Here is a 21,729-nt window from a genome sequence, read left to right as displayed (position 1 = left end):
GTGCCCTTACAGCGAAAACGGGTTTACTTGCGGCCCCGGCAGATGTAGAAATCACTCAGGGGATGGAGTTCCCCTTGAACCGCATTTGCTGATAACTCCTACCAGGGCCAGGGCGTTGGTAGACTATTTTGCGACCGCGCCCAAGCGCGGTTGCTTTTTTTATTCAACGCCGGGGCATTACCGCTGCCATCGGCAAGCATGAAAACGCGGGCAGCGTGGGCCTTTAACAGCCGTACTTGCACCGCATAACGGATTGACGCATGGTCAAAAACGTTCTTGTCATCACATTGGGGGCCGGGGCCGGGGCCTGCCTTCGCTGGGTGCTTTCAATGCTGCTCAATTCCATCTTTCCGGCTATTCCGCTTGGTACGGTGGCCGCCAATTTTCTCGGCGGGTTCGGCATCGGGCTTTCGCTGGGTGTGTTCAACTCGCTGCCCGGTCTGGCCCCCGAATGGCGGCTGCTTATCATCACCGGTTTTCTTGGCGGCCTCACCACCTTTTCCACCTTCACGGCAGAGATCGGCACCCTGCTGCAGGAACAACGCATAGGCATGGCCGCCGGGGCCATAACCCTGCACGTCTGCGGCTCGCTGATCTGTTTTTTCATGGGCCTTGGCGCGGTTTCGCTTCTCAAATCCCTCTTTCGTTAGGAGCAGGCCATGAACGGCTACAAACTGACATTTTATACGCAGCAGGGGCGCTCGCACGGGCACATGAGCATTGCGGAATGGCTACTCAAGGAAGCAAAGGCCATTGGCGTTGAGGGCGCAACCTTTGCCGCGGCGCAAGGCGGTTACGGGCGCGACGGCAAATACCACAGCGCACGCTTTTTTGATGTGGGCGAGCAGCCCATGGAAGTGACCATGGCCGTGAGCCCGGAACACAGCGAGCAGCTTTTTGCCCGCATTGAGCAGGAAAATCTGCAAATCTTCTACATGAAAATCCCGGTGGAATTCGGCATCACCTGCTCGGGAAAAAATCAGCCCGCCTGACCGCAGACGGCCCCCTCCCAATTAAGACCCCCCCGGCGGAAGCGGCCTCTCAGACCGCTTTTGCCGGGGGGGGCACAGTTTCAGCCCATAGAAACTAGGCCTGATCCAGACTCCACTGGTCTTCCACTGGCAGGTCGGCAAGACGGCGGCGCAGCATGTCCAGCGCATGGCTTGAGGCAAGGCGGCGAGTCCAGTCGCGGCCCAGATAACGTCCTTGCGGGCGCATGACGCGCAGCCAGACATGCTCCGCATCACTCAGGGCAATATACACAAGGCCCACAGGCTTTTGCGGCGTGCCGCCGCCGGGCCCGGCCACGCCCGTGATGCCAATGCCGTAATCCGCGCCGCTGCACTCGCGCACGCCCTGAGCCATGGCCCGCGCCACCTCAGGGCTGACGGCCCCCTGCGCGCACAGCACATCGTGCGGCACGCCGAGCAGCCGTTCCTTGGCCTCGTTGGCGTAGGTTACCATGCCGTAACCAAAAACATCCGATGCGCCGGGCTGGTCAGTGATGCGCTTTGCAAGCAGACCGCCGGTGCAGGATTCCGCAGTGGCAAGGGTTTTGCCCTGACGCGCCAGTTCCTGCACCACCACCGTCTCCAGCCCCGCAACATTCACGCCGTACACAAAGTGCCCCAGCAGTTTGCGCACCTCCGCCACCATGGGGGCAGCCAGGGCCTCGGCAGCGGCGGCATCCTGCGCCTTGGCCGTTACCCGCACAAACATTTCCGCATCGCCCGCATAGGTTGCCGCCGTGGGATTGGCCCCACCAGTCAGCCCCGCAATGCGCAAGGCCGCCACGCCCTCGCCTATGCCAAAGGTCTTTACCATAAACGATGAAATGACCGACCCGCTCATGCTCCGCAAAAAGGGCACGGCGCTGTCGTGCAGCATGGGCAGCAGTTCGGAAGGCGGCCCAGGCAGCATGAGTACCCAGCGCCCCTCGCCCGCAGGCGTGGCGCAGCCGGGGGCCGTACCCGCCAGATTGGGAAAAGCCACGGATCCGCGCGGCAACATGGCCTGTTTGGCCTGATTGGCCGACATGGGGCGTGTGCCAAAATATTCCCGCAGCCGCGCCATGCTGTCCGCATGTTCCTCAAGCGGCGCTTCGGCCACCAGAGCTACTGTTTCCTTGGTCAGATCGTCTTCCGTGGGGCCAAGGCCCCCGGTGGTGATGACCACCTGCGCGCGTTCCAGGGCCTCGCGCAGGGCTTTCTCAAGCCTTTGCGGATTGTCGCCCACGGTATGCACCTGCAAAAGATCCATACCCAGTGCGGAAAGCTCCCGCGCCACATGGGTTGCATCCGTATTGACCGTATGCCCCAGCAGGAGTTCTGTGCCGACCGATATTATTTCCGCCTTCATGCGGCCTCCGTTTTTCTTGATGCGCGTCCCGCCTGCAAAGACGTGGAACGTGCCGTTGAGCATCCTAGTCTCCCAGCCTGCACGGCGCAAGACTGACGCGCCGCGCACGCAAGATTTCCCGGCAGGGCTTGCTTGACAAGCCCAAATATCTGGGCCAATCATTTCTTATCAATTTACTAAGAAATTATTTGTCGACTAGGATCATACAAACTGCAAAAGAATCAGGGGACAGAGATGAGCGAAAAAAAGAAACCACGTTTTGAAACCCTGCAGGTTCATGCAGGGCAGGAACAGCCGGATCCGGCTACCGGGGCGCGCGCCGTACCGATCTATCAGACAACATCCTTTGTTTTTGACGACTGTGCGCACGCTGAGGCTCGCTTTAACCTCAGCAATGCCGGCAACATATACAGCCGCCTGACCAATCCCACGCAGGACGCTTTTGAACAGCGCGTGGCAGCGCTTGAGGGCGGCGTTGCGGCCCTGGCCACGGCCAGCGGCGCCGCAGCGGTCACCTATGCCCTGCAAAATCTGGCCGAAGCAGGCGACCACATTGTGGCCGAAAAAACCCTCTACGGCGGCACCTACAATCTGCTGGCGCACACGCTCAAGGCCTGGGGCATAGACACCACCTTTGTGGACCCTGATGAACCCGGCGCTTTTGAGCGCGCCATCACACCACGCACCAAGGCCATTTTTATTGAAACCCTGGGCAACCCGCACAGCAATATTGTGGATATTGAAGCGCTGGCGGATCTGGCCCACAAAAACGGCATCCCCCTGGTGGTGGACAATACCTTTGCCACGCCCTGGCTGCTGCGCCCCATCGAGCACGGGGCAGACGTTGTTGTGCATTCGGCAACCAAGTTTATTGGCGGCCATGGCACAACCCTTGGCGGCGTGATTGTGGACGGCGGCAAGTTCGACTGGGAGGCCTCAGGCAAGTTCCCCCGGCTGTGCGAGCCGGAACCGAGCTACCACGGCCTGAGCTTTACCAAGGCAGTGGGCGCGGCGGCCTATGCAGTGCGCGCCCGGGCCATCCTGCTGCGCGATCTTGGTGCAACGCTTTCGCCCTTCAACGCATTTATCCTGCTGCAGGGGCTGGAAACCCTTTCGCTACGGGTTGAGCGCCACGTCAGCAATGCGCTGGCAGTGGTGGAATATCTGACCAAGCATCCCAAGGTTGAGCGGGTCAACCACCCGTGCCTCGCCAACAGCCCCAGCCATGCCTTGTATCAGCGCTATTTTCCCAAGGGGGGCGGCTCGATCTTTACCTTTGAGGTCAAGGGCGGCGCGGCGGAGGCCAGGGCATTCATCGACAGGTTGCAGGTCTTTTCCCTGCTGGCCAACGTAGCAGATGCAAAATCGCTGGTTATCCACCCCGCTTCCACCACGCATTCACAGCTCACCGCCGCGGAACTTGCCGAAACGGGCATCCGACCCAACACGGTCAGGCTCTCCATTGGCATTGAGCACGTGGATGATATTATTGAAGACATTGCCCAGGCCCTGGGCTAACCCGGCCCGCTGCACGGCGCACGCCGCGCACCCGGAACCGCAGCACGGTTTCAAAGGCCCTGCCGCTACACGCGGCGGGGCCTTTTTTAGCCTGGCTGGCTTGAGTAAAAGGCATTGTCTTTTCAGGGGCCATTGCATACAACTGGCTGATCCATTGTAATACACTGCGACCGGGACAGCCTGTCCCCTATGGGCAACCCCCCGCCGTTAACTGTGCGCTCTCAAGCAGGAGAATTTTCATGTTCAGAAAATTTGCGGTTCTTCTTTTTGTCATGCTCCTGGCCACGCCCGTGCTGGCAGATGAGGTGAGTACAAAGTATATTTCCGTAGACCTTCCCGACAACTGGAAGGCCGTTATGGCTCCCACAGAAAATCAGGGAACCACCACCGTTATCTTTTCAAATGCTTCGGGCAATTCCACGGTGGGTTTTGTGACCGGGCCCAACGGCGGCGCGGATACCAAAACTGTTGCCGAAATGTTCGCCAACCAGTTCAAGGCGCTCAAGCCCCCGGTGGAAAAAAACGGACAATACACCTTTGCCTTCACCCAGCAGCAGACCCCTTGCCAGTCATGGGTGGCGGCGTCTGGCGATATTTTTATGGTCACGACTATCACCGGTGACCGCAAGCTTGGCCTGGCATTTATCAAAAAATATGTAAAGAGTGCGGAATACGCCAGTTTGCTGCCTAAGTAGGCGAATTCTCTCGGCCAATTTCAAGGATTGATAAAACATCAGGGGCTGTCGGCATTGCTGACAGCCCCTGATGTTATTTCCTGCCCCCAAAAAGTGCATTCACAAGGGGGCGCATTCCTGCCCGCAGCCTTTCCAGATTCTTTTAAGACGATTCACCACGGCATCTGAATAAACGTCGTTAGTGCGGCCTGCCGCAACAAGATTGTCCAGCAGCTCCTTGCTGCGACTCAGGGCCTGTTGAATGGGCGCATAGGCGGGATCTTCCTCCAGCACGACGTTATAACCATCCATATCCTTGATGCGGTAGCGCAAGGGCACCTTCCAGTTGCGAACACACATGTTGTACAGATGATAATTCAATACAAACAATCCCATACCGCCGGACTCATCCTTGAACAGCCGGGCATGTTCCTTGCCCTTATTCAGATCCGTATCTTCGTACTCCGAATTGTCGTACTTGCCGCCGTTTACAAAAAAATCATTGGCGTCATAATAGTATTGCGGCAATCCGGCGCAGTTCATGCGGGCACCGTAATCCCCGTCATCTGCGCCGTAGAGGCCGTAATCTTCGCTCCAGCAGCCCAGTATGTCTGAAACACTTTTGGGGATGATAATGGCGCTCCCCATTAAATTGGAATTGCAAATGCCAAGTATGCCGTCTTCGCTGGTGATCGTGCCTGGGTTTTTCACCATATCATGCGCTTTGAATGTTGGCCCCAGTGTAGAAACAGGGGCCCCGTGCGCCCACAGCCTGAAAAGATTCTCAAGCCAGTGGGGCGTTATTACCGCCATATCGTTGTCGAGCTTCATGTAATAGGGGGCGTCCACAGCGCGCCAGCCGATGTTGCAGGCGCAGGATATGCCCATATTGCGCGGCAGCAGAAAGAGATTGTCGATAATCCCGTCTTTGTGCAGTTCCACCAGCCGATCACGCAGGGATTGATCGCTGCCGTTGTCCACCACTGTAACCGCAAATGAAATGCTTGGTGCTGTTTTGCGCAGAGCCACCAGCGTCTTCTGCGTAAGATGATACCTGTTAAAAACAGGTATGGTGATGTTTACAACAGGATTGGCCATCTGAACACTCCTGTACCGACCAGTGATTCAGAATGATGTGCAGACTTACTCTAGCGAACCTCTTCCATCAACCAGCGGCGCATAAAAGCCAGCCCTGCGGCCCGCGCCTGAGCGCCAAGCCTATGAGCGTCTTCGCGTATGGCGCGGGGGTCAAAGCCGTTGACGCCAAGTTCGCAACAATGGCCCACAAGCCAGGTTTCCATCAGGACCGCGTCCATTTCTGCATGAAACTGCAAGCCAAGCTGCCCCGGCCCGGGCCGGAAGGCCTGATGCGGCGTGATGGACGTTGAGGCAAGCAAATCGCTACCGCGGGGCAGATCAAACGTATCGCCATGCCAGTGCAGCACAGGTGCGCCCGCAAGCTCGGCCAGGGGGCCGCTCAATCCCGCCGGGGTGAGTTCAACCTGACCCCAGCCAATCTCTTTGGCAGTTCCGGGGTACACATCGGCATCAAGAGCGCTGGCCATAAGCTGCGCGCCAAGGCAGATGCCCAGCAGCGGGCGGCCAGAGGCAAGGCGGCTTGCTATAAGCACCTTTTCATCGGCAAGGAAGGGGTACAAATCTTCCTGATACACGCCAATGGGGCCGCCCAGCACCACGGCAAGGTCGGCATCTTTCCACAGCTCCGGCTCCAGGGGCACAACCCCGGCCTGCACATAGCTGATCGCAAAACCCGCTTCTTCAAGCGGCTGCACAAACACACCCAGATTTTCAAAAGCCACATGCTGAATAGCAACGCAACGCTTCATACTTTCTCCCGATGCTGAAATGCCTTTTACACTGACTGCCATATGGGCAAACACGACAAACAGCGTTTGCGCCCGTCACTCTGCGGGCATTCTGAACGCCACGGGGGGAAGTTGTACGCGCCCAGGAAACCAACCTCGAGCAATGCACCTGTTGGTGCAGAGGCTCACCATCCTAACATCGCAGACTCCAGCGGCTGTCGCGCAATCATAGCGATCCTGAGCATCTTTGCTGCGTCTTCCCGCACAATCTTCAGGGCAATTGCAAAACAAATCTGCCCTGATTGAACTGCGCCAGCCGTCTGCACCAGCAGTTTTCCATCTCACATAGTACGCAGCTTGTGGATGAAGCGCAAGAATGCCGAGCCTGCCCGGCAAAAACATCTTGCTACAAATTTATTTTTTTTGTTACTACACATCCAGCTACGTCATGCCATAGCGGCAACCCCCTCCACCTCAACCAACAGGAACTTTCTATGTGGAAAATTTGCTGCGCCAGCCTTGCTCTGCTGCTCATGTGGGGAACCCAGGCCCAGGCCCATTTCGGCATGGTCATTCCCTCCACCCCCACGGTTGCCGACAAAAAGGACGCCAATGTGCAGTTGGAGATTTCCTTTGCGCACCCAATGGAGATGCAGGGCATGGATATGGCCGCGCCTGCGGCGGCTACCGTCACCCATGACGGGAAAACAGAAGACATCAAGGCAACGCTCAAGCCCGCCACCGTGCTGGGTCACAAGGCATGGCAAACCACCTATGGCATCAAAAAGCCCGGCGTGTACCAGTTTGCCGTTGAGCCAGCCCCCTATTTTGAACCTGCGGAAGACAAGTTCATCATCCATTATACCAAGACCGTGGTGGCCGCCTTTGGCGAAGAGGAAGGTTGGGATGCCCCCCTTGGCCTGAAAACGGAAATCGTGCCCCTTACCCGCCCCTTTGCCAACTACACAGGCAATGTATTCCGTGGCCGCGTTCTGCTTGACGGCAAGCCCGTTGCCGGAGCGGACGTGGAAGTGGAGTGCTACAACAAAGGCAAGGCGCACACCGCCCCCAACGATTTTTATGTCACCCAGGTAGTAAAAACCGATGAAAACGGCGTCTTTACCTATGGCATTCCCTGGGCGGGATGGTGGGGTTTTGCGGCCCTGAACACCTCCGCCGAAAAAATGGAATACAAGGGTGAAGCCAAGGAAGTGGAACTGGGCGCTGTGATGTGGGTGAATTTTGCCGCACCCAAAACCAAGTAATACTGCGCCAAGTATGGCTGCGGCAAGCCGGGCCGGAAATTGCCCCTTCCGGTTCGGCCTCTGCGCCAGCGGCCTTGCAAGGTGAAGCCAGGCAAAGGCCCATCAAAGGATTGATCATGCATATTGCCGAAGGCGTTCTTTCCCCTGCCGTGCTTGCCACGGGTTACGCCCTTACCGCCGCCGGAACGGCCCTGGGCCTGAAAAAACTCGATTATGACCGGCTCATGACCGTGGCCATTCTGGCCGCGACTTTTTTTGTCGGCTCGCTTATCCATGTGCCCATCGGCATTACCAGCGCGCACCTTATTCTCAACGGCCTTCTGGGCGTGATACTCGGGTGGGCGGCCTTTCCGGCCATTCTGGCGGCACTGGCGCTACAGGCGCTTCTGTTCCAGTTTGGCGGCCTTGTGGTGTTGGGGGTCAACACCTTCACCATGGGATTTTCAGCCGTTGTGGCGGGCTATGTGTTTCGCGGCCTGTGCCGTGCGTGGCCCACACCCGCAGGACAAAAGATTGCCGCTTTCTGCGGCGGCGCTCTGGGCGTTATGGGCGCGGGCCTGCTGACGGCGGTGGCTCTTGCCTCCAGCGATGAAGGCTTTGCCACAGCCGCGCGGCTGCTGTTTTTGGCGCATCTGCCCATCATGCTGGCCGAAGGTCTTATTACCATGCTGACCGTGGGTTTTATCGCCAGGGTCCGCCCTGAAATGCTGCGCCTGAGCGCGGCCTGAGGCCATAAGGAGTCTCCATGCTTTCCATTTGCTCGCGCAGGGCATTCTCGCCCGTATTGCCCGCACTGCTGCCCATGCTGCTTTTGCTTATCACGCTGGTATTGCCCCAGGCGGCCCATGCCCATCGGGTCAATATTTTTGCCTGGACAGAAGGGGATCAGGTTGTTGCGGAATGCGGCTTTAACGGCGGCAATAAGGTCAAGCAGGGACAGGTGGTAGTGTACGATGCTGCCACAGGCGCAAAACTGCAGGAAGGCCGCACCAATGATCAGGGCGTGTACCGTTTTCCTGTTCCCGCTGAGGGCAAGACCCACGGCCTGCGCATTGTCGTCAAGGCTGGCGAAGGCCATCAGAACGAATGGATGATGGACGCCGCCGAACTGGCGGCTATTCAGACGCCCACAATTCCCGCCAGTGCACCGGAAGCGAAGGACACGGCGGCTCCTGCTGCCGAAAAAACATCTCCGGTTACACACGCAGTATCCGCCGCAACCCCCGGAGCAAAAGGCGCGGCCGCACCCGCCCCAAGCGCTGTCGGCGTCAGCTCCGGGGAACTGCAAACCATTGTCAACGCGGCGCTGGACGCAAAGCTTGGCCCCATACGCCGGGAACTTGCGGAAATGCGCGTGTCCCGCCCCGGATTTTCTGAAATTTTCGGCGGCATCGGCTGGCTGGTGGGTCTGGCGGGCATTGCCCTTTACTTCAAGGGGCGTCGGGGGTAATGGCTGGGAGTGTTTGACCAGCCCTTTGTTCGCCCATCGCTCATACAGCGTATTGACCCCCGCGTTCGCATGGCCTTCGCAGGGGGGCTTGCGGTATGCATCTCGCTGCTGCACAGCCTGACCGCCTGCGGCATGGCCCTTGCTCTGGGGCTGGCACTGCTGGCGGTGGCCAATCCGCCTGCCCGCGCGCTGCTGCAACGCCTCGGCGCCATCAATATCTTCATTGTTTTTCTGTGGTGTGTAACGCCCCTGACCACGCCGGGAACCCCGCTGGCGCAATGGGGAATGCTCACAGTCAGCGCCGAAGGCGTGCGCCTTGCACTGCTGGTGAGCATCAAGTCCAATGCCATTGCCTGCATCTTTCTGGCGCTTGTCGCCACCATGGACGCCCCCACCGCCGGTCATGCGCTGGAGCGGCTGCGCTGCCCGCCCAAGCTCGTTTTTCTCTTTCTTTTCACAGCCAGATACGTTCACGTCATCGCCCAGGAATGGCACACCCTGCTGGTGGCAGCACGGTTGCGCGGTTTTCGCCCGCGCACCAGCATGCATACCTACCGCACCCTGGCATCCTTGCTGGGCCTGCTGCTGGTGCGCAGTTACGAGCGCTCGCTGCGGGTACGCGAGGCTATGGTTCTGCGGGGATTTTCCGGCCATTTCAGATCGGTGACGGTATTCCACGCCCAAAAGGGCGACTGTATTTTCGCACTGGGCCTGCTGCTGTGCATGGCGGGGATAATCGCGGTTGAATGCCTGGGAGGCCTCAATGTCTGACCACCATCACGATGCAGCCATTTTCAGCCTTGAGGGCATCTGCTTTGCTTACGGGCAGGGCCACTCGCCGCGCACCGTGCTGTGCGATGTGGATTTTTCGCTGCATCCAGGCCAGCGCATCGGCCTCTATGGCCCCAACGGCAGCGGCAAGACAACGCTTTTCCGCTGCATCACGGGCTTGGCGCGGCCTCAGGCGGGTCAGGTACTGTTTCACGGCACCCCCCTCAAGGACGAAAAGGATTTCTACGATCTGCGCTGCAAGGTGGGCTTTGTGCTGCAACACGCAGAAGACCAGCTCTTTTTCCCCACTGTGCTGGAGGACGTGGCCTTTGGCCCGCTGAATCTCGGTTTTTCAGCCGATGATGCCAGAGATTGCGCTCTGGACACCCTGCGCGATCTCGGCCTGGCCGGATTTGAAAACCGCCTTACCCATCGGCTTTCCGGCGGCGAAAAAAAGCTCGTATCCCTGGCTTCAGTGATGGCCATGAAGCCCGAAGCGCTGCTGCTTGACGAACCCACCAACGGTCTCGATAACGATGCCCGCCAGCGAATCATCGACATTTTGGGCAGCCTGGACACGGCGCGCATAACCATTTCCCATGACTGGGATTTTCTGGCGCAAACATCCACCCAGTACCTCACCATCGCCAACAATCGACTGAGCGCCTGCGCCCCCTCCTCTGCCCACGCCCATATGCACGCCCACCCGCTGGGCAACGAACCCCACGAGCATTAGCCAAAACAATCTTGCTGGCGAAAATCTTCAACAATGCTAGAACAATACGCCAGCAGCTATCTGCTATAAAATAATTCTCCAGCCTGCCGCCTCGCCCCGCCCGTCTGTAAAGCAGTGCAGGCGTTGCCCACGGGCTTGCCCCCGGCAGGCCCCCCGTTATGATTTCCGCGCCCAATATCTACTTGTATATATAAAATGACAGTAGCATTCTTTCCTGAACAATAGTAGGGTCGCGCAGCAATTTATGCTCTGCGTCAGATTCCTGTCTTTTGGCACCATATCTTGGCCTCCCAAGGATTGCCATGCGCGAACCCCATCCCAGCCTCCCCCTGCCGCTTATCCAGACGGACACGACCGATGCCGTGCTGGAATGGCGCGTTGCCTCAGACCTCCTCAGCTTCAGCCTTGGAGCCGGGAGGCTGCTCGGCATTGAGGCAAATGCTCCTTGCAGCATGGCGGCATTTCTTGGCGCATGCCATGAGGATAAAAGGGAGATACTCGGCCAATCGTTGCAGACATTTCTCGAAGGCCACATCGGCGCGCATATGGAAATATGCTTTCCCATCAACGGTCTTATGGCGCGAACCCAGCTTATAACCCTTGCGCGCAACGGTGCCGGGCAGGCAGAGCGTGTGGTTGGCTGCATCAGCGCGGTGGAACGTCAGACGCAGCAGCTTTTGCCATCCGCGCGTTTTTCCATGCAGCACCTTGCCACGCCGCACTCCACGCAGGATGCCGCCCGCCTGATGCTGGCGCTCAATGCTTCCGGCGATGGACTGTGGGATTGGGACGCCAATACCAATACCGTCTACTACAGCCCCCGCTACATTGAAATGCTGGGCTACTCTGCCGAGATTTTCCCGGCAACGCTGCGCAGCTGGGAAGAGAAGATTCATCCGGAAGACTACGCCCACGTGGTGCCCATACAAAAAGACATCATTGCCTCGCCCTCCCACGGCGACACCTTTGAATGCACCTACCGCATGCGCAGGGCAGACAACACCTGGGCCTGGATTCTTGGCCGCGGCAATGTTACGCAGCGCGATGCCAGCGGCAGGGCCACACGTGTGGTGGGCCTGCATACCGACATCAGCGCAAGCCAGGCCGACAGAGCCCACCTTGAGGACATGGTGCGCAACGACCCGCTCACAGGTTTGCGCAGCCGAACTTTTTTTACCATGACCGTGGAGGAGCTGGAGCAAAACGCCGTTCGGCCCGTGGGGATAGTCGTTGCCGATGTCAACGGACTGAAAATGATTAACGATTACCTTGGGCACGAAGAAGGCAATACCGTGCTTTGTCAGGCGGCCCTGCTGCTGCGCGGCGGGCTGGATTCCGCAGCCTGCGTGGCGCGCATGAGCGGTGATGAATACACCGTGCTACTGCCTGGATGCGACAGACTGAAGGTTGCCGAAATTTTGCACGAGCTCATGCAGCGCTTTGAAAGGCACAACAGCCAGCAAAACCGTCCCCCGGTCTTGCTGGCAATGGGTTCCGCCTGCACAGAAAACATGCAGACAAGCATTGCCAACGCCATTGTGGAGGCAGACCGGGCCATGCTGCGGAACAAACTGACCACAAGGGCCGAGACACGCCAGCGCGTTCGGGACTGGATTGAAAACCACACCTTTGCCAAGGTTTCCATGAACGACTGCCGCTATCTGTGACGCGCAACAGGCAGGCCAGCGCAGGCCGCGCCCCCGCCGCTCTTGACGCAAGGCTGGCTTTGCGCCAGAGTATCCCCATGTCGGAAGATAACCCTCCCCCTACGCAGGCCCAGGACTCTGGCATCGGCATCAGCAGGCAATCGCCGCTGGAACAGCCGATAGTCCAGGAGACCGAAAGCGGCCAAAAGTTGTTACAGTTCCTGCAAAGGCGGCTGAACTTGCCCCCCACCCTGCTCCACCGCTGGGTGCGCACTGGTCAGGTGCGCATCAACGGCAGCAGATGCAAGCCTTTTGCCCGTGTGCAGACAGGCGACATTGTTCGTCTTCCTCCCTTTGCCTTCAAGATGGCGGAAGAAAGCGCGTCAGAAATGGCCCCCCAGCCGCTGACGGATACAGCTCTCGACACGCAGCCGGTTGACTCGCCTCCTTTGCCGCCCATGATCGGCACAGACGGGTACCTGTGGGCTTTTAACAAACCCGCAGGCCTGCCTACGCATCCCGGCACCGGGCATGACGACAGCCTCAGTTCCCGGCTGGCCGCCTACTTCGCAAGCGCGCCCTTCAAGCCCACGCCCGTGCACAGGCTGGACAAGGAAACCTCGGGCGTACTGCTGGTGGCTGCCTCGTACGAAGCCCTTGCCAAGGCTCAGGACGCCATACGCGATGGAACGATGGCCAAGGAATATGTGGTCTGGGTGCAGGGCCGCTGGCCCTTTGCCGAAACGCAGCTTCTGCGCCACTTTCTGCGTAAGGACACAGCCCAGGGCTACGAAAAGGTGCGCCCGGCTGCTCCCGGCGAGGCCGACAGCCGCGAGGCCCTGTGCATGGTTCGCCCCCTGAGGGTGGAGCAGGCGCAAAGCCTGCTGCTTGTGCGCCTGCTGACAGGCCGTACGCATCAGATCCGCGTACAGCTTGCCGCCGTGGGGCATCCTGTGATTGGCGACACCAAGTACGGGCAGGCTGCGCCCCCGCGCCGCCATGTGCCGCGCGGGGCCTACGCCCTCCCGGCCCCGGCCCGCATGGGCACGACAGAAAAATCTGCCCTGGAGCCGGAAAGCCTGCTGCTGCATGCCCTGCGCGTAACCATGCCCTGCGGACACGTATTTTCATGTCTTCCGCCGTGGCCTGGCGCGCATGCCCTTGAGCAGATGCCAGAGCCTGTCGCGGCCATGACGGCCCCGGAACATGGGGGCGGATGCGGGGTCTTCCCTTTGACGGAACAAAGTGCTAAAAATAAATTTTTACGCCAGTAAAGCAGTCTCAAAACCCAACTGTCCTGGCTGCCGCGCGGCCTGCGCGGCACTACACGCCAGAAGCCTCAGAGAGCATATGCTCCGGGCGCTTTCTTTTCATCGGAGCGCATGACCGCATGGCGGCGCACTCCGCTTCACGCTTGCAATCTCGCCTGGCAAATCCCAGGCGTACACTAAGGTATTCTCATGGCAGATACATTGCCCCGCGTCATTCTGGTGGGTCGCCCCAATGTGGGCAAATCCACCCTGTTCAACAGGCTTATCCGCAGCAATCGGGCCATCACCCATGACCGCCCCGGCGTGACCCGCGACCGTATGGACGGCGTGGTGCGCCGCAAGGACACCCCCGTTTTCGGCATCGTTGACACGGGCGGCATCACTCTTGACGCCCACTCCGCAGTGGTGGAAGGCCCCGAAGGCATTCGCGGCTTTGAGCGCGACATTCTTGCGCAAACCGAGGCGGCGCTGGTCGGAGCCGCTGCCGTGGCCTTTGTGGTGGATTCGCGCGACGGGTTGCTGCCCCTGGACGAGCACCTTGCGGCCCATGTGCGCCGCAAGGGTCTGCCCACTATCTGCGTGGTCAACAAGGTTGACGGCGTGGAGCGCGAAGATGAACTCATGGCCGAATTTCACGTCCTGGGCTTTCCGCTGCTGGCGGTTTCCGCCGAGCACGGGTACAACATCACCGCCCTGGTGGAAGATCTGGTAGCTCTGCTGCCGGAAGAAACCTCCACCGAGCCGCCCGCGCCGCCGACCCTCAAGCTTGCCATGCTTGGCCGCCCCAATGCGGGCAAATCATCGCTCATCAACGCCATTTCCCGCAGTGACCGCATGATTGTTTCCGATGTGGCAGGCACCACGCGCGACAGCGTTGACGTGCGCTTTGCGAGCGGTGGGCGCGACTATGTATTTGTGGACACTGCGGGTGTTCGCCGCCGCACCAAAATCAGCGACAGCCTGGAAAAGTATTCCGTCAACTCGGCCATCAAGTCGAGTACCAAGGCCGACGTGACCCTGCTGACACTGGACGCCGCCGAAGGCGTGAGCCAGCAGGACAAGCGCCTCATGGACATGCTGAATACACGCAAAACGCCCTTTATGGTGCTTATCAACAAGTGCGATCTGGCCCCCCGCGACTCTCTGGACAGGCTCAAAAAGAACATAGCCGAAATGCTGGCCTTCTGCCCGCATGTGCCAATTCTGAATGTTTCTGCCCTCAAGGGAACCGGTCTGAAAAAAATCCTGCCCCTGGCAACCCAGATTCACGAAGAATGCAGCGTGCGCATTTCTACCGGCAAACTCAACCGCGCCATGGAAGAAGTGCTCGACAAGCACCAGCCGCCGGTGGTCAAGCGTGTGCGCGCCAAGTTCTTCTACCTCACCCAGGCGGAAACCGCGCCGCCGACCTTTGTGTGCTTTGTGAGCGATGCCACCCGTGTTCCTGAAAGCTATACCCGCTATCTTGAACGCGCGTTGCGCAAAATATTTGGCATCACGCATGCCCCCATGCGCCTGCACCTGCGCTCAAGCCACAAGAAAAAATCTGAAAAATAGCGGCAGGACTGGCTGAAAACAGGCTGCCCGCAAGACAAAAAAATCCCCCGGGTCAAACCGGGGGACACGGCAGTCTGCAAAAGACGGCAAGCCAAATGAGCCTGGCTAATAGAGCTTGAATGGCGGAGACGTATAGGGGTCGAACCTACCACAGACCGCAAGGCCTGCCACCGGTTTTGAAGACCGGGCGCCACACCGGTGACGAAACGTCTCCGCATGGGCGCACCATAGGGCAAAAGCCCATTGCCCGCAAGAGGGCAAACTTATTTGGCCTTTGCAGCACAGCAAAAGCAGCAAAGCCCGCAGCACAGTTTGACCATGCGCAACACGCCCCGACATGCTGCTTTGACTCCTGAACGTCAAACCTCCATTGCCAAGTGTGTTTTGCGCATTATTATGAACAAGACAAGCGCAGCCGAAACCCTGTTGCCTGAACTGCAAATGCCCACAAACATTTGACACCAGCCGCATACAGGTAGTAATTTCTTAACTGTGCTGGCCATATATCCGGCCTGGCCGTGCGCCACCGCGCGCGGAAAACGTAACGGAGGCAGTGTTGAATCAGATAAGTCGCAACCTGATGCTGTGGGCGATAATCGTCCTGGCGATGGTCATGCTTTTCAATATGTTCCAGCAGCCGCAGGGGATCACCCAGCGGGTGCCCTACTCAGATTTTCTCAGTCAGGTGGACAACGGCCAGCTCCTGTCCGTGACCATTCAGGGGCACACCCTCATTGGGCGCACCTCTGACGGAAAAACCGTGCAGTCCTATGCTCCGCAGGACATCGGCCTCGTAAACCGCCTTATTGAAAAAAAGGTCGAAATCAAGGCCGAACCGCCGGAAGAACAGCCATGGTACATGACCCTGCTGGTTTCATGGTTCCCCATGCTGCTGCTGGTGGGCGTGTGGATTTTCTTTATGCGCCAGATGCAGAGCGGCGGCGGCAAGGCCATGAGCTTTGGCCGGTCGCGCGCGCGCCTGCTCAATCAGGACAGCACCCGCGTTACCTTTGCTGACGTGGCTGGCGTTGACGAAGCCAAGGACGAGCTTTCGGAAGTTGTGGAATTTCTCTCCAACCCCAAAAAGTTTACCCGCCTTGGCGGACGCATCCCCAAGGGCGTACTGCTTGTGGGCCCTCCCGGAACGGGTAAAACCCTTCTGGCCCGCGCCGTTGCTGGCGAGGCCGGGGTGCCGTTCTTTTCCATTTCCGGCTCTGACTTTGTTGAAATGTTTGTGGGCGTGGGCGCTTCGCGCGTTCGCGACCTTTTTGTTCAGGGCAAGAAAAACGCGCCCTGTCTGATATTTATTGACGAAATCGACGCCGTTGGCCGTCAGCGTGGCGCTGGCCTTGGAGGCGGACATGACGAACGCGAGCAGACCCTGAACCAGCTGCTTGTGGAAATGGACGGCTTTGAAAGCAATGAAGGCGTTATCCTCATTGCCGCCACAAACCGCCCCGATGTGCTTGACCCCGCCCTGCTGCGTCCTGGCCGCTTTGACCGTCAGGTGATGGTGCCCACACCCGACCTGCGTGGCCGCCGCCGTATCCTTGAAGTGCACACCAAACGCACGCCTCTTGCTGGCGATGTTGATCTGGAAGTGCTGGCTCGCGGTACACCGGGCTTTTCTGGAGCTGACCTTGAAAACCTGGTCAACGAAGCTGCCCTTCAGGCCGCAAAGCTCAATCAGGATCGCCTGGATATGCAAGATTTCGAGTATGCCAAGGACAAGGTTCTCATGGGCCGCGAACGCCGCAGCCTTATCCTCTCTGAGGAAGAAAAGCGCATCACAGCCTACCACGAAGGCGGTCACGCCCTGGCTGCCCGCCTGCTGCCCGGTTCCGACCCCGTGCACAAGGTTACGATCATTCCGCGTGGCCGCGCCCTCGGCGTGACCATGCAGCTGCCGGAAGAAGACCGCCACGGCTATTCGCGCACCTTCCTGCGCAATAATCTGGTGGTGCTGCTGGGTGGCCGCGTGGCGGAAGAAATTATTTTTGACGATATCACCACTGGTGCCTCCAATGACATCGAACGCGTCACCCGCATGGCCCGCAAAATGGTCTGCGAGTGGGGTATGAGTGAAGCTGTGGGTACGCTGGCCATCGGTGAAACCGGCGAAGAGGTTTTTATTGGCCGCGAATGGGTTCAGAACAAAAACTTCAGCGAAGATACGGCACGGCTCGTGGATTCGGAAGTAAAGCGCATTGTGGAAGACGCGCACAGCCGCTGCCGCAAGCTGCTTGAAGAAAATCTGGATGCCCTGCACCGCGTTGCCCAGGCGCTTCTTGATCGCGAAACCATCACTGGCGAGGATCTTGACCTGCTCATGGACAACAAGGAACTGCCCCCGCTCGACATCAACGGCAAACCCGTGCCCGCCAGCACTGCCGCGAAGGGGGGCAAGGCTGCCAAATCCGGTGCAGAATTTGTTATTGAGCCGGATACGGACGCTCAGGCCCCTGAACAGAAGGCTGAACACAAGCCGGAGCAGCAACCGGAGCAGGCGGAGTCCAAACAGTCCGAAGCCGAGAACACCCGGAACAACAGTAAAGAAAATGACCGATAGCATTTGCCCGGCCGCTCTTTCCAGGGGCGCAGACTGGCATATTCTTGGGGGGCGGGCGTTGAAGACGCCCTCCCCCTTTGGCGTCATGGGCATTGTAAATCTGACCCCAGATTCCTTTTATGACGGGGGTCGCCACAATGCCCCGGCATCGGGCCTCAACCATGCGCTGACCCTGCGCAACCAGGGTGCAGACATTCTTGACCTTGGCGCGGAATCGTCGCGGCCTGGAGCCGCGGAACTGCACCCCCAGCAGGAAACCGAGCGTCTGCTGCCGATTCTGACAGGGCTGCGCCAATCTGCGCCCGGAGCCGTAATCTCTGTTGACACCTACCATGCCGCCACGGCTGCCGCTGTGCTGGACATGGGGGCTGTCATCATCAACGATATTTCGGCCTGCGCCTTTGATCCCGCACTGCTGGACGTTCTTGCGCAGTACAAGCCCGGCTATGTGCTGATGCACAGTCAAGGCCGCCCGCAGACCATGCAGCACGATCCGCGCTACACGGATGTGCGCCGCGAAGTGCTGGAATTTTTTGAGCGCGAGATGTCGCGTCTGGTGCGGGCGGGCCTGCCGGAAAACCGCATTGTGCTTGACCCCGGCATCGGCTTTGGCAAGACGCTTGAACACAACCTTGCCCTGCTGGCCCATCCGGAAGACTGGCTTGCGCTCGGGCGACCCGTGCTCATGGCCTTGTCCATGAAAACCGTTTTTGGCGGGCTTCTGGGCCTGCCGCCGCAGGAGCGCGGTCTGGCAACAGCCACGGCCACGGCAATGCTGCGCGGCAAGGGCGTGTTCTGGCACAGGGTGCATGATGTTGTTGCGGCCCGTCAGGCCCTGACTGTTGCTCTGGCTCTTGAGGCCAGCTAGGATTCAAACCGTCAACGATTGCGAGTCTGCCGGTATGGTGCGATTTTTTTCAACGCGCCCATTCACTGGAATGCTGCTCATCACGTTGGCCTTCAACTTGCTTTTGACATGGGTTTTGATTGACCGCAAACAGCAGCTTGAGCGGGTCAAGCTTGAGAGCATCGCCCGCTCGCAGCGCGATAATCTCCAAAACGATCTGTTGCGCCTGATATTCAAAACAGAAACCCTGAACGCGCTTGTTATTGACAACAAGGGGAACATTCAGGAATTCGAGCGTGTTGCCGCTGCCCTGCGCGATGAGGACACCATTCAGGCCTTTGTTCTCGCTCCGGGCGGCACCATAGACAAGGTGTACCCATATACGCCTGCCAACAGCCTGCTGGTGGGGCAGGATATGCTTGACGGCAATCTGGGCTGCCACGAGGCAATCACAGCCCGTCACGGCGCCCCCCTGACCCTGGCCGGGCCGATACTGCTCCCCAACGGGGATGCGGCGCTGGTGGGGCGACTTTCCATATTCCTTCCTGATGCTTCCGGCCGTCCTCAATATTGGGGTATTGCTGCAATATTGCTACGTTTTCCTGACGTGCTGACAGCCTCGGACCTTTACCTGCTGGACAGCATGAATATCGATTTTGGCCTTTGGCGCACATCCTCCCATAAAGGCGATGCGTTGCTTATTGCTGGTAGCGCGGATTCAGAAAAAGACGCCGGCAGCATAGACATGCCTGTGACAATTCTTAACGCTCACTGGCTGATCCGCATGTCGGCAGGCGTTGCGTGGTTCAGATCACTGGAATCATGGCTCTATGTGGGTATGAGCGTTCTTCTCAGCCTCTTCCTGGCAACTCTAGTTCAAAGAAATCATGATCTTACGCAAATTCGTACCTATCTTGAGGCCATCGCTTACAGAGACGCCCTCACGGGTGCTCTCAACAGGCGTGGTCTCTTTGAGGAACTACAGAGGCGCATAGCCTCACCAGTTGCAAAAAAATTTACCTTATATTACGTTGACTTAAATAATTTTAAAGACGTCAACGACACCTATGGACATGAGGCGGGCGACCGAGTATTGCAACTCTTCGCGGAGGTTGTTCGCGCACATGCCCCGGTGACCCATATTCTGGGGCGTATGGGCGGCGATGAGTTTGTACTGCTGCTCACCGGTCCCCCGGCCGAGGAAAGGGACAAGGCCGCCTTTACCCGAATGCGCGCCGACCTTGCAAAGGGTTTGCCAGAGCTGAACATACCTGGGCCGATCACGTTCAGCATGGGCAGTGCAGTGTACCCTGATGCTGCCCTCACAGTGGATGCGCTGCTCTCCTGCGCGGACACTGCCATGTACCAAGACAAGGAACGCGCCAAAGCCCACAGCTGACAGCGCTACGGGTGCCCGATACACTTTGTTGCAAGGAACACACCGTGTTTGACCGTATTGCCATAGACTGGCGCGATGTAATGGATATAGCAGTGGTCAGCATTCTGCTGTACCAGGTTATCCAGATGCTGCGGGGTTCGCGGGCGCTGACAGTCCTTACAGGGCTGGGCCTGCTTACGCTGCTGTATTTCTTTTCAAACGCTCTCGGCCTGTACACGCTTACCTGGCTGTTGCAGCACATCTTCAGTTCCCTGTTCATCCTCATCGTCGTTATTTTTCAGGCCGACATCCGTCAGGCTCTGGGCGAAATGGGCGCACGGCCTATCTTTCGCCGATCCAGCATAAAGAATATCGGCGTGGAAGAAGTGGTGAGCGCCTGTGTTGAAATGGCCCGGCTGCGGGTGGGCGCACTTATCGTTATTGAGCGCAGCATGCGCCTTGGCGATATGATAAAGCGCGAGGGCGTGCGCATTGATGCGCAGCTTTCACGCCAACTGCTCATGAATATTTTTTACCCCAAGGCCCCCCTTCACGATGGAGCCGTGGTTATCAGCCGTGGCAGAATTACCGCTGCGGCCTGCATTCTGCCGCTGGCCGAAGCCAAGGGGCAGAACTTCGGCACACGGCACCGCGCGGCACTGGGCATTGCCCGTGAAAGCGATGCGCTGGTCATTGTTGTTTCTGAAGAAAGAGGCGAAATTTCCGTGGCCCTCAAGGATGAGCTTATGCGCGCCCTTGACGCTGCCCGCCTCAGGCAGGTGCTTAATGAAATCCTCTGATCCCTCACGCCGCCCCCCGCATCTGCTTTCCATGCTGCTGGCGATCTTTATCGCCGTGAGCATGTGGTACATGGTCAGCGTTCGCGACAGGCTGGAAGCGCAGATTGAAGTAAACCTTGATTATTTTGGCATCCCCGCCAATCTTGTGGTGACTGACGGACTCATCAACAAGGCCATTGTGCGCCTGCGCGGGCCGGAAACTCTTTTGCGCTCCATAACGCAGCGCAAGATTATTCAGGCTGTTGACCTTTCCTCCATCAAAAAGGGCACCACGGTAGTTCCGCTTTCGGCAGAACATCTGGGCGCAGGCTTTCGCGCGTTTGAGCTCATTGATGTGCAGCCCCCGCGCATTGTGGTCAAGGCCGACAACGTGCAGGAGCGCAGCGTACCCGTCAAGGCGGTTGTGGATTCGCCCCTTCGCAGCGGTGCCCTGACTGTGGAAAATGTCAGCGTAACCCCGGCAACCGTGGTTTTGCGCGGCCCGGAGTCAGTTGTTTCTGCCATTGCCAGCGTGCCGCTGACCATCATGCTTGACCCCAAGGCAGCGGGCACAACAACGCAGCAGACCATCACGCTGGACACGCCAGGCATGGTCACGGCTACGCCGCCCTCCGTCAAGGTGCAGTACACCATCACCAGCGGGCGCACCGTTATATCGCGCCGCTGCAAGGTGGAAATTGCCAAGGAAAGCCGCCTGGCCTATACGGTGAATCCCGATGAAATTGCCGTGCTGGTGGAAGTGCCCGAAGCTCTGGCAAAGAACAGCCATTACCTTGGCGAGATGGAAGTTTCCCTCATTACACCGGAGATCCAGCCGGGAGAGAGCGTAAAAACGCCCCTGCACTTCAAACTGCCGGAAGGGATGACTCTCTTGAACCCGGTTACGGAAGAAGTTACGGTAACAAGGAAAAAGAAATAAGCGCCGCCCTTCAACTGCCGCATCCGGCAGCCTGCAAGGAACGCAACCCCGCCTTGCCCTTGCGCCTGGGCACGGTACATACGACAAAACCCAGCAACTGCGCCCACGCTGAAACGCGTCTGAGCGCTGCAAAAGAATTAGAGG

Annotated in this window: 21 protein-coding genes, 1 tRNA gene and 1 riboswitch; of the genes, 17 read left to right on the top strand and 5 right to left on the bottom strand. The window is 58.7% G+C overall.

Annotation, left to right across the window (positions count from 1 at the left end; all coding sequences use genetic code 11):
* Positions 1-49: 49 nt before the first annotated feature.
* Positions 50-108, top strand: a riboswitch (Fluoride riboswitch).
* A gap of 152 nt (positions 109-260) precedes the next feature.
* Together crcB and G449_RS0106060 are read left to right on the top strand one after the other, a co-directional pair.
* Positions 261-650 carry a fluoride efflux transporter CrcB gene (gene crcB / locus G449_RS0106065; protein WP_022658421.1) on the top strand — a complete coding sequence of 130 codons (390 nt, stop codon included), beginning with the start codon at positions 261-263 and terminating at the stop codon, positions 648-650.
* Positions 651-659: 9 nt separating this feature from the next.
* Positions 660-992, top strand: a complete 333-nt coding sequence (locus G449_RS0106060; RefSeq protein ID WP_022658420.1) for a DUF190 domain-containing protein — start codon at positions 660-662, stop codon at positions 990-992.
* A 94-nt stretch (positions 993-1,086) separates the two neighbouring features.
* On the opposite strand, the gene G449_RS0106055 is transcribed toward G449_RS0106060, so the two are convergent.
* Positions 1,087-2,421 carry a competence/damage-inducible protein A gene (locus G449_RS0106055; RefSeq protein WP_022658419.1) on the bottom strand — a complete coding sequence of 445 codons (1,335 nt, stop codon included), beginning with the start codon at positions 2,419-2,421 and terminating at the stop codon, positions 1,087-1,089.
* A gap of 171 nt (positions 2,422-2,592) precedes the next feature.
* On the opposite strand from G449_RS0106055, the gene G449_RS0106050 reads away from it, so the two are divergent.
* Both G449_RS0106050 and G449_RS0106045 read left to right on the top strand, forming a co-directional pair.
* Positions 2,593-3,876 carry an O-acetylhomoserine aminocarboxypropyltransferase/cysteine synthase family protein gene (locus tag G449_RS0106050; protein ID WP_022658418.1) on the top strand — a complete coding sequence of 428 codons (1,284 nt, stop codon included), beginning with the start codon at positions 2,593-2,595 and terminating at the stop codon, positions 3,874-3,876.
* A 239-nt stretch (positions 3,877-4,115) separates the two neighbouring features.
* Positions 4,116-4,571 (top strand): hypothetical protein, encoded by a 456-nt coding sequence (locus tag G449_RS0106045; protein ID WP_022658417.1) that lies wholly within the window; start codon positions 4,116-4,118, stop codon positions 4,569-4,571.
* A 99-nt stretch (positions 4,572-4,670) separates the two neighbouring features.
* On the opposite strand, the gene G449_RS16230 is transcribed toward G449_RS0106045, so the two are convergent.
* Both G449_RS16230 and G449_RS0106035 read right to left on the bottom strand, forming a co-directional pair.
* Entirely contained in the window at positions 4,671-5,648 is a 978-nt protein-coding gene (locus G449_RS16230; RefSeq protein ID WP_022658416.1) for a glycosyltransferase, read from the bottom strand.
* A gap of 50 nt (positions 5,649-5,698) precedes the next feature.
* Entirely contained in the window at positions 5,699-6,397 is a 699-nt protein-coding gene (locus tag G449_RS0106035; RefSeq protein ID WP_022658415.1) for a glutamine amidotransferase, read from the bottom strand.
* 473 nt (positions 6,398-6,870) lie between these two features.
* On the opposite strand from G449_RS0106035, the gene G449_RS0106025 reads away from it, so the two are divergent.
* The 8 genes from G449_RS0106025 to der all read left to right on the top strand — a co-directional run bounded on the left by G449_RS0106025 (position 6,871) and on the right by der (position 15,072).
* Entirely contained in the window at positions 6,871-7,641 is a 771-nt protein-coding gene (locus G449_RS0106025) for a DUF4198 domain-containing protein (RefSeq protein ID WP_022658413.1), read from the top strand.
* Positions 7,642-7,757: 116 nt separating this feature from the next.
* Positions 7,758-8,369, top strand: a complete 612-nt coding sequence (gene cbiM / locus G449_RS0106020) for a cobalt transporter CbiM (RefSeq protein ID WP_022658412.1) — start codon at positions 7,758-7,760, stop codon at positions 8,367-8,369.
* A 17-nt stretch (positions 8,370-8,386) separates the two neighbouring features.
* Entirely contained in the window at positions 8,387-9,091 is a 705-nt protein-coding gene (locus tag G449_RS0106015) for a hypothetical protein (RefSeq protein WP_022658411.1), read from the top strand.
* Between the two features lie 9 nt (positions 9,092-9,100).
* Positions 9,101-9,862 (top strand): cobalt ECF transporter T component CbiQ, encoded by a 762-nt coding sequence (gene cbiQ, locus G449_RS0106010; protein ID WP_022658410.1) that lies wholly within the window; start codon positions 9,101-9,103, stop codon positions 9,860-9,862.
* The gene (locus G449_RS0106005) at positions 9,855-10,598 is read left to right on the top strand and encodes an energy-coupling factor ABC transporter ATP-binding protein (protein ID WP_022658409.1); all 744 of its coding nucleotides are present in this window, start codon (positions 9,855-9,857) and stop codon (positions 10,596-10,598) included. The genes cbiQ and G449_RS0106005 overlap by 8 nt, the downstream gene beginning before the upstream one ends.
* A 302-nt stretch (positions 10,599-10,900) precedes the next feature.
* A complete protein-coding gene (locus tag G449_RS0106000) occupies positions 10,901-12,265 on the top strand; it encodes a GGDEF domain-containing protein (RefSeq protein ID WP_022658408.1) in 1,365 nt (454 codons plus the stop codon).
* The gene (locus G449_RS0105995) at positions 12,262-13,518 is read left to right on the top strand and encodes an RluA family pseudouridine synthase (RefSeq protein WP_022658407.1); all 1,257 of its coding nucleotides are present in this window, start codon (positions 12,262-12,264) and stop codon (positions 13,516-13,518) included. The genes G449_RS0106000 and G449_RS0105995 overlap by 4 nt, the downstream gene beginning before the upstream one ends.
* A gap of 186 nt (positions 13,519-13,704) precedes the next feature.
* The gene (der, locus tag G449_RS0105990; RefSeq protein WP_022658406.1) at positions 13,705-15,072 is read left to right on the top strand and encodes a ribosome biogenesis GTPase Der; all 1,368 of its coding nucleotides are present in this window, start codon (positions 13,705-13,707) and stop codon (positions 15,070-15,072) included.
* A gap of 120 nt (positions 15,073-15,192) precedes the next feature.
* Here the strand turns inward: der and G449_RS0105985 are convergent.
* A tRNA-Sec gene (locus G449_RS0105985) sits at positions 15,193-15,286 on the bottom strand.
* Positions 15,287-15,628: 342 nt separating this feature from the next.
* Between G449_RS0105985 and ftsH the strand changes: the two genes are divergently transcribed.
* Positions 15,629-17,641, top strand: coding sequence for an ATP-dependent zinc metalloprotease FtsH (ftsH, locus tag G449_RS0105975; protein ID WP_022658404.1), 2,013 nt, complete (start codon positions 15,629-15,631; stop codon positions 17,639-17,641).
* Positions 17,631-18,509 (top strand): dihydropteroate synthase, encoded by an 879-nt coding sequence (gene folP, locus G449_RS0105970; RefSeq protein ID WP_022658403.1) that lies wholly within the window; start codon positions 17,631-17,633, stop codon positions 18,507-18,509. Before ftsH ends, folP begins: the two co-directional genes overlap by 11 nt.
* Before the next feature lie 49 nt (positions 18,510-18,558).
* Here the strand turns inward: folP and G449_RS18420 are convergent, their stop codons facing one another.
* Positions 18,559-18,930 (bottom strand): hypothetical protein, encoded by a 372-nt coding sequence (locus tag G449_RS18420; RefSeq protein WP_159060444.1) that lies wholly within the window; start codon positions 18,928-18,930, stop codon positions 18,559-18,561.
* Between G449_RS18420 and G449_RS16225 the strand changes: the two genes are divergently transcribed.
* From G449_RS16225 to G449_RS0105955, 3 genes are read left to right on the top strand one after another with little or no spacing between them, the layout of a single operon-like run.
* The gene (locus G449_RS16225; RefSeq protein ID WP_159060443.1) at positions 18,904-19,887 is read left to right on the top strand and encodes a GGDEF domain-containing protein; all 984 of its coding nucleotides are present in this window, start codon (positions 18,904-18,906) and stop codon (positions 19,885-19,887) included. The genes G449_RS18420 and G449_RS16225 overlap by 27 nt on opposite strands.
* Positions 19,888-19,931: 44 nt before the next feature.
* A complete protein-coding gene (cdaA, locus tag G449_RS0105960) occupies positions 19,932-20,666 on the top strand; it encodes a diadenylate cyclase CdaA (RefSeq protein ID WP_027180748.1) in 735 nt (244 codons plus the stop codon).
* On the top strand, positions 20,653-21,585 hold the full coding sequence (locus G449_RS0105955; protein WP_022658400.1) for a CdaR family protein: 933 nt from the start codon (positions 20,653-20,655) through the stop codon (positions 21,583-21,585). Before cdaA ends, G449_RS0105955 begins: the two co-directional genes overlap by 14 nt.
* The last annotated feature ends 144 nt before the right edge of the window (positions 21,586-21,729 follow it).

Origin of the sequence: Desulfovibrio desulfuricans DSM 642 (assembly GCF_000420465.1) — a bacterium.
GTDB lineage: Bacteria > Desulfobacterota > Desulfovibrionia > Desulfovibrionales > Desulfovibrionaceae > Desulfovibrio > Desulfovibrio desulfuricans.
The sequence above is the reverse complement of the archived record's forward strand: the minus strand, read 5'-3'. Positions and strand labels throughout refer to the sequence as shown.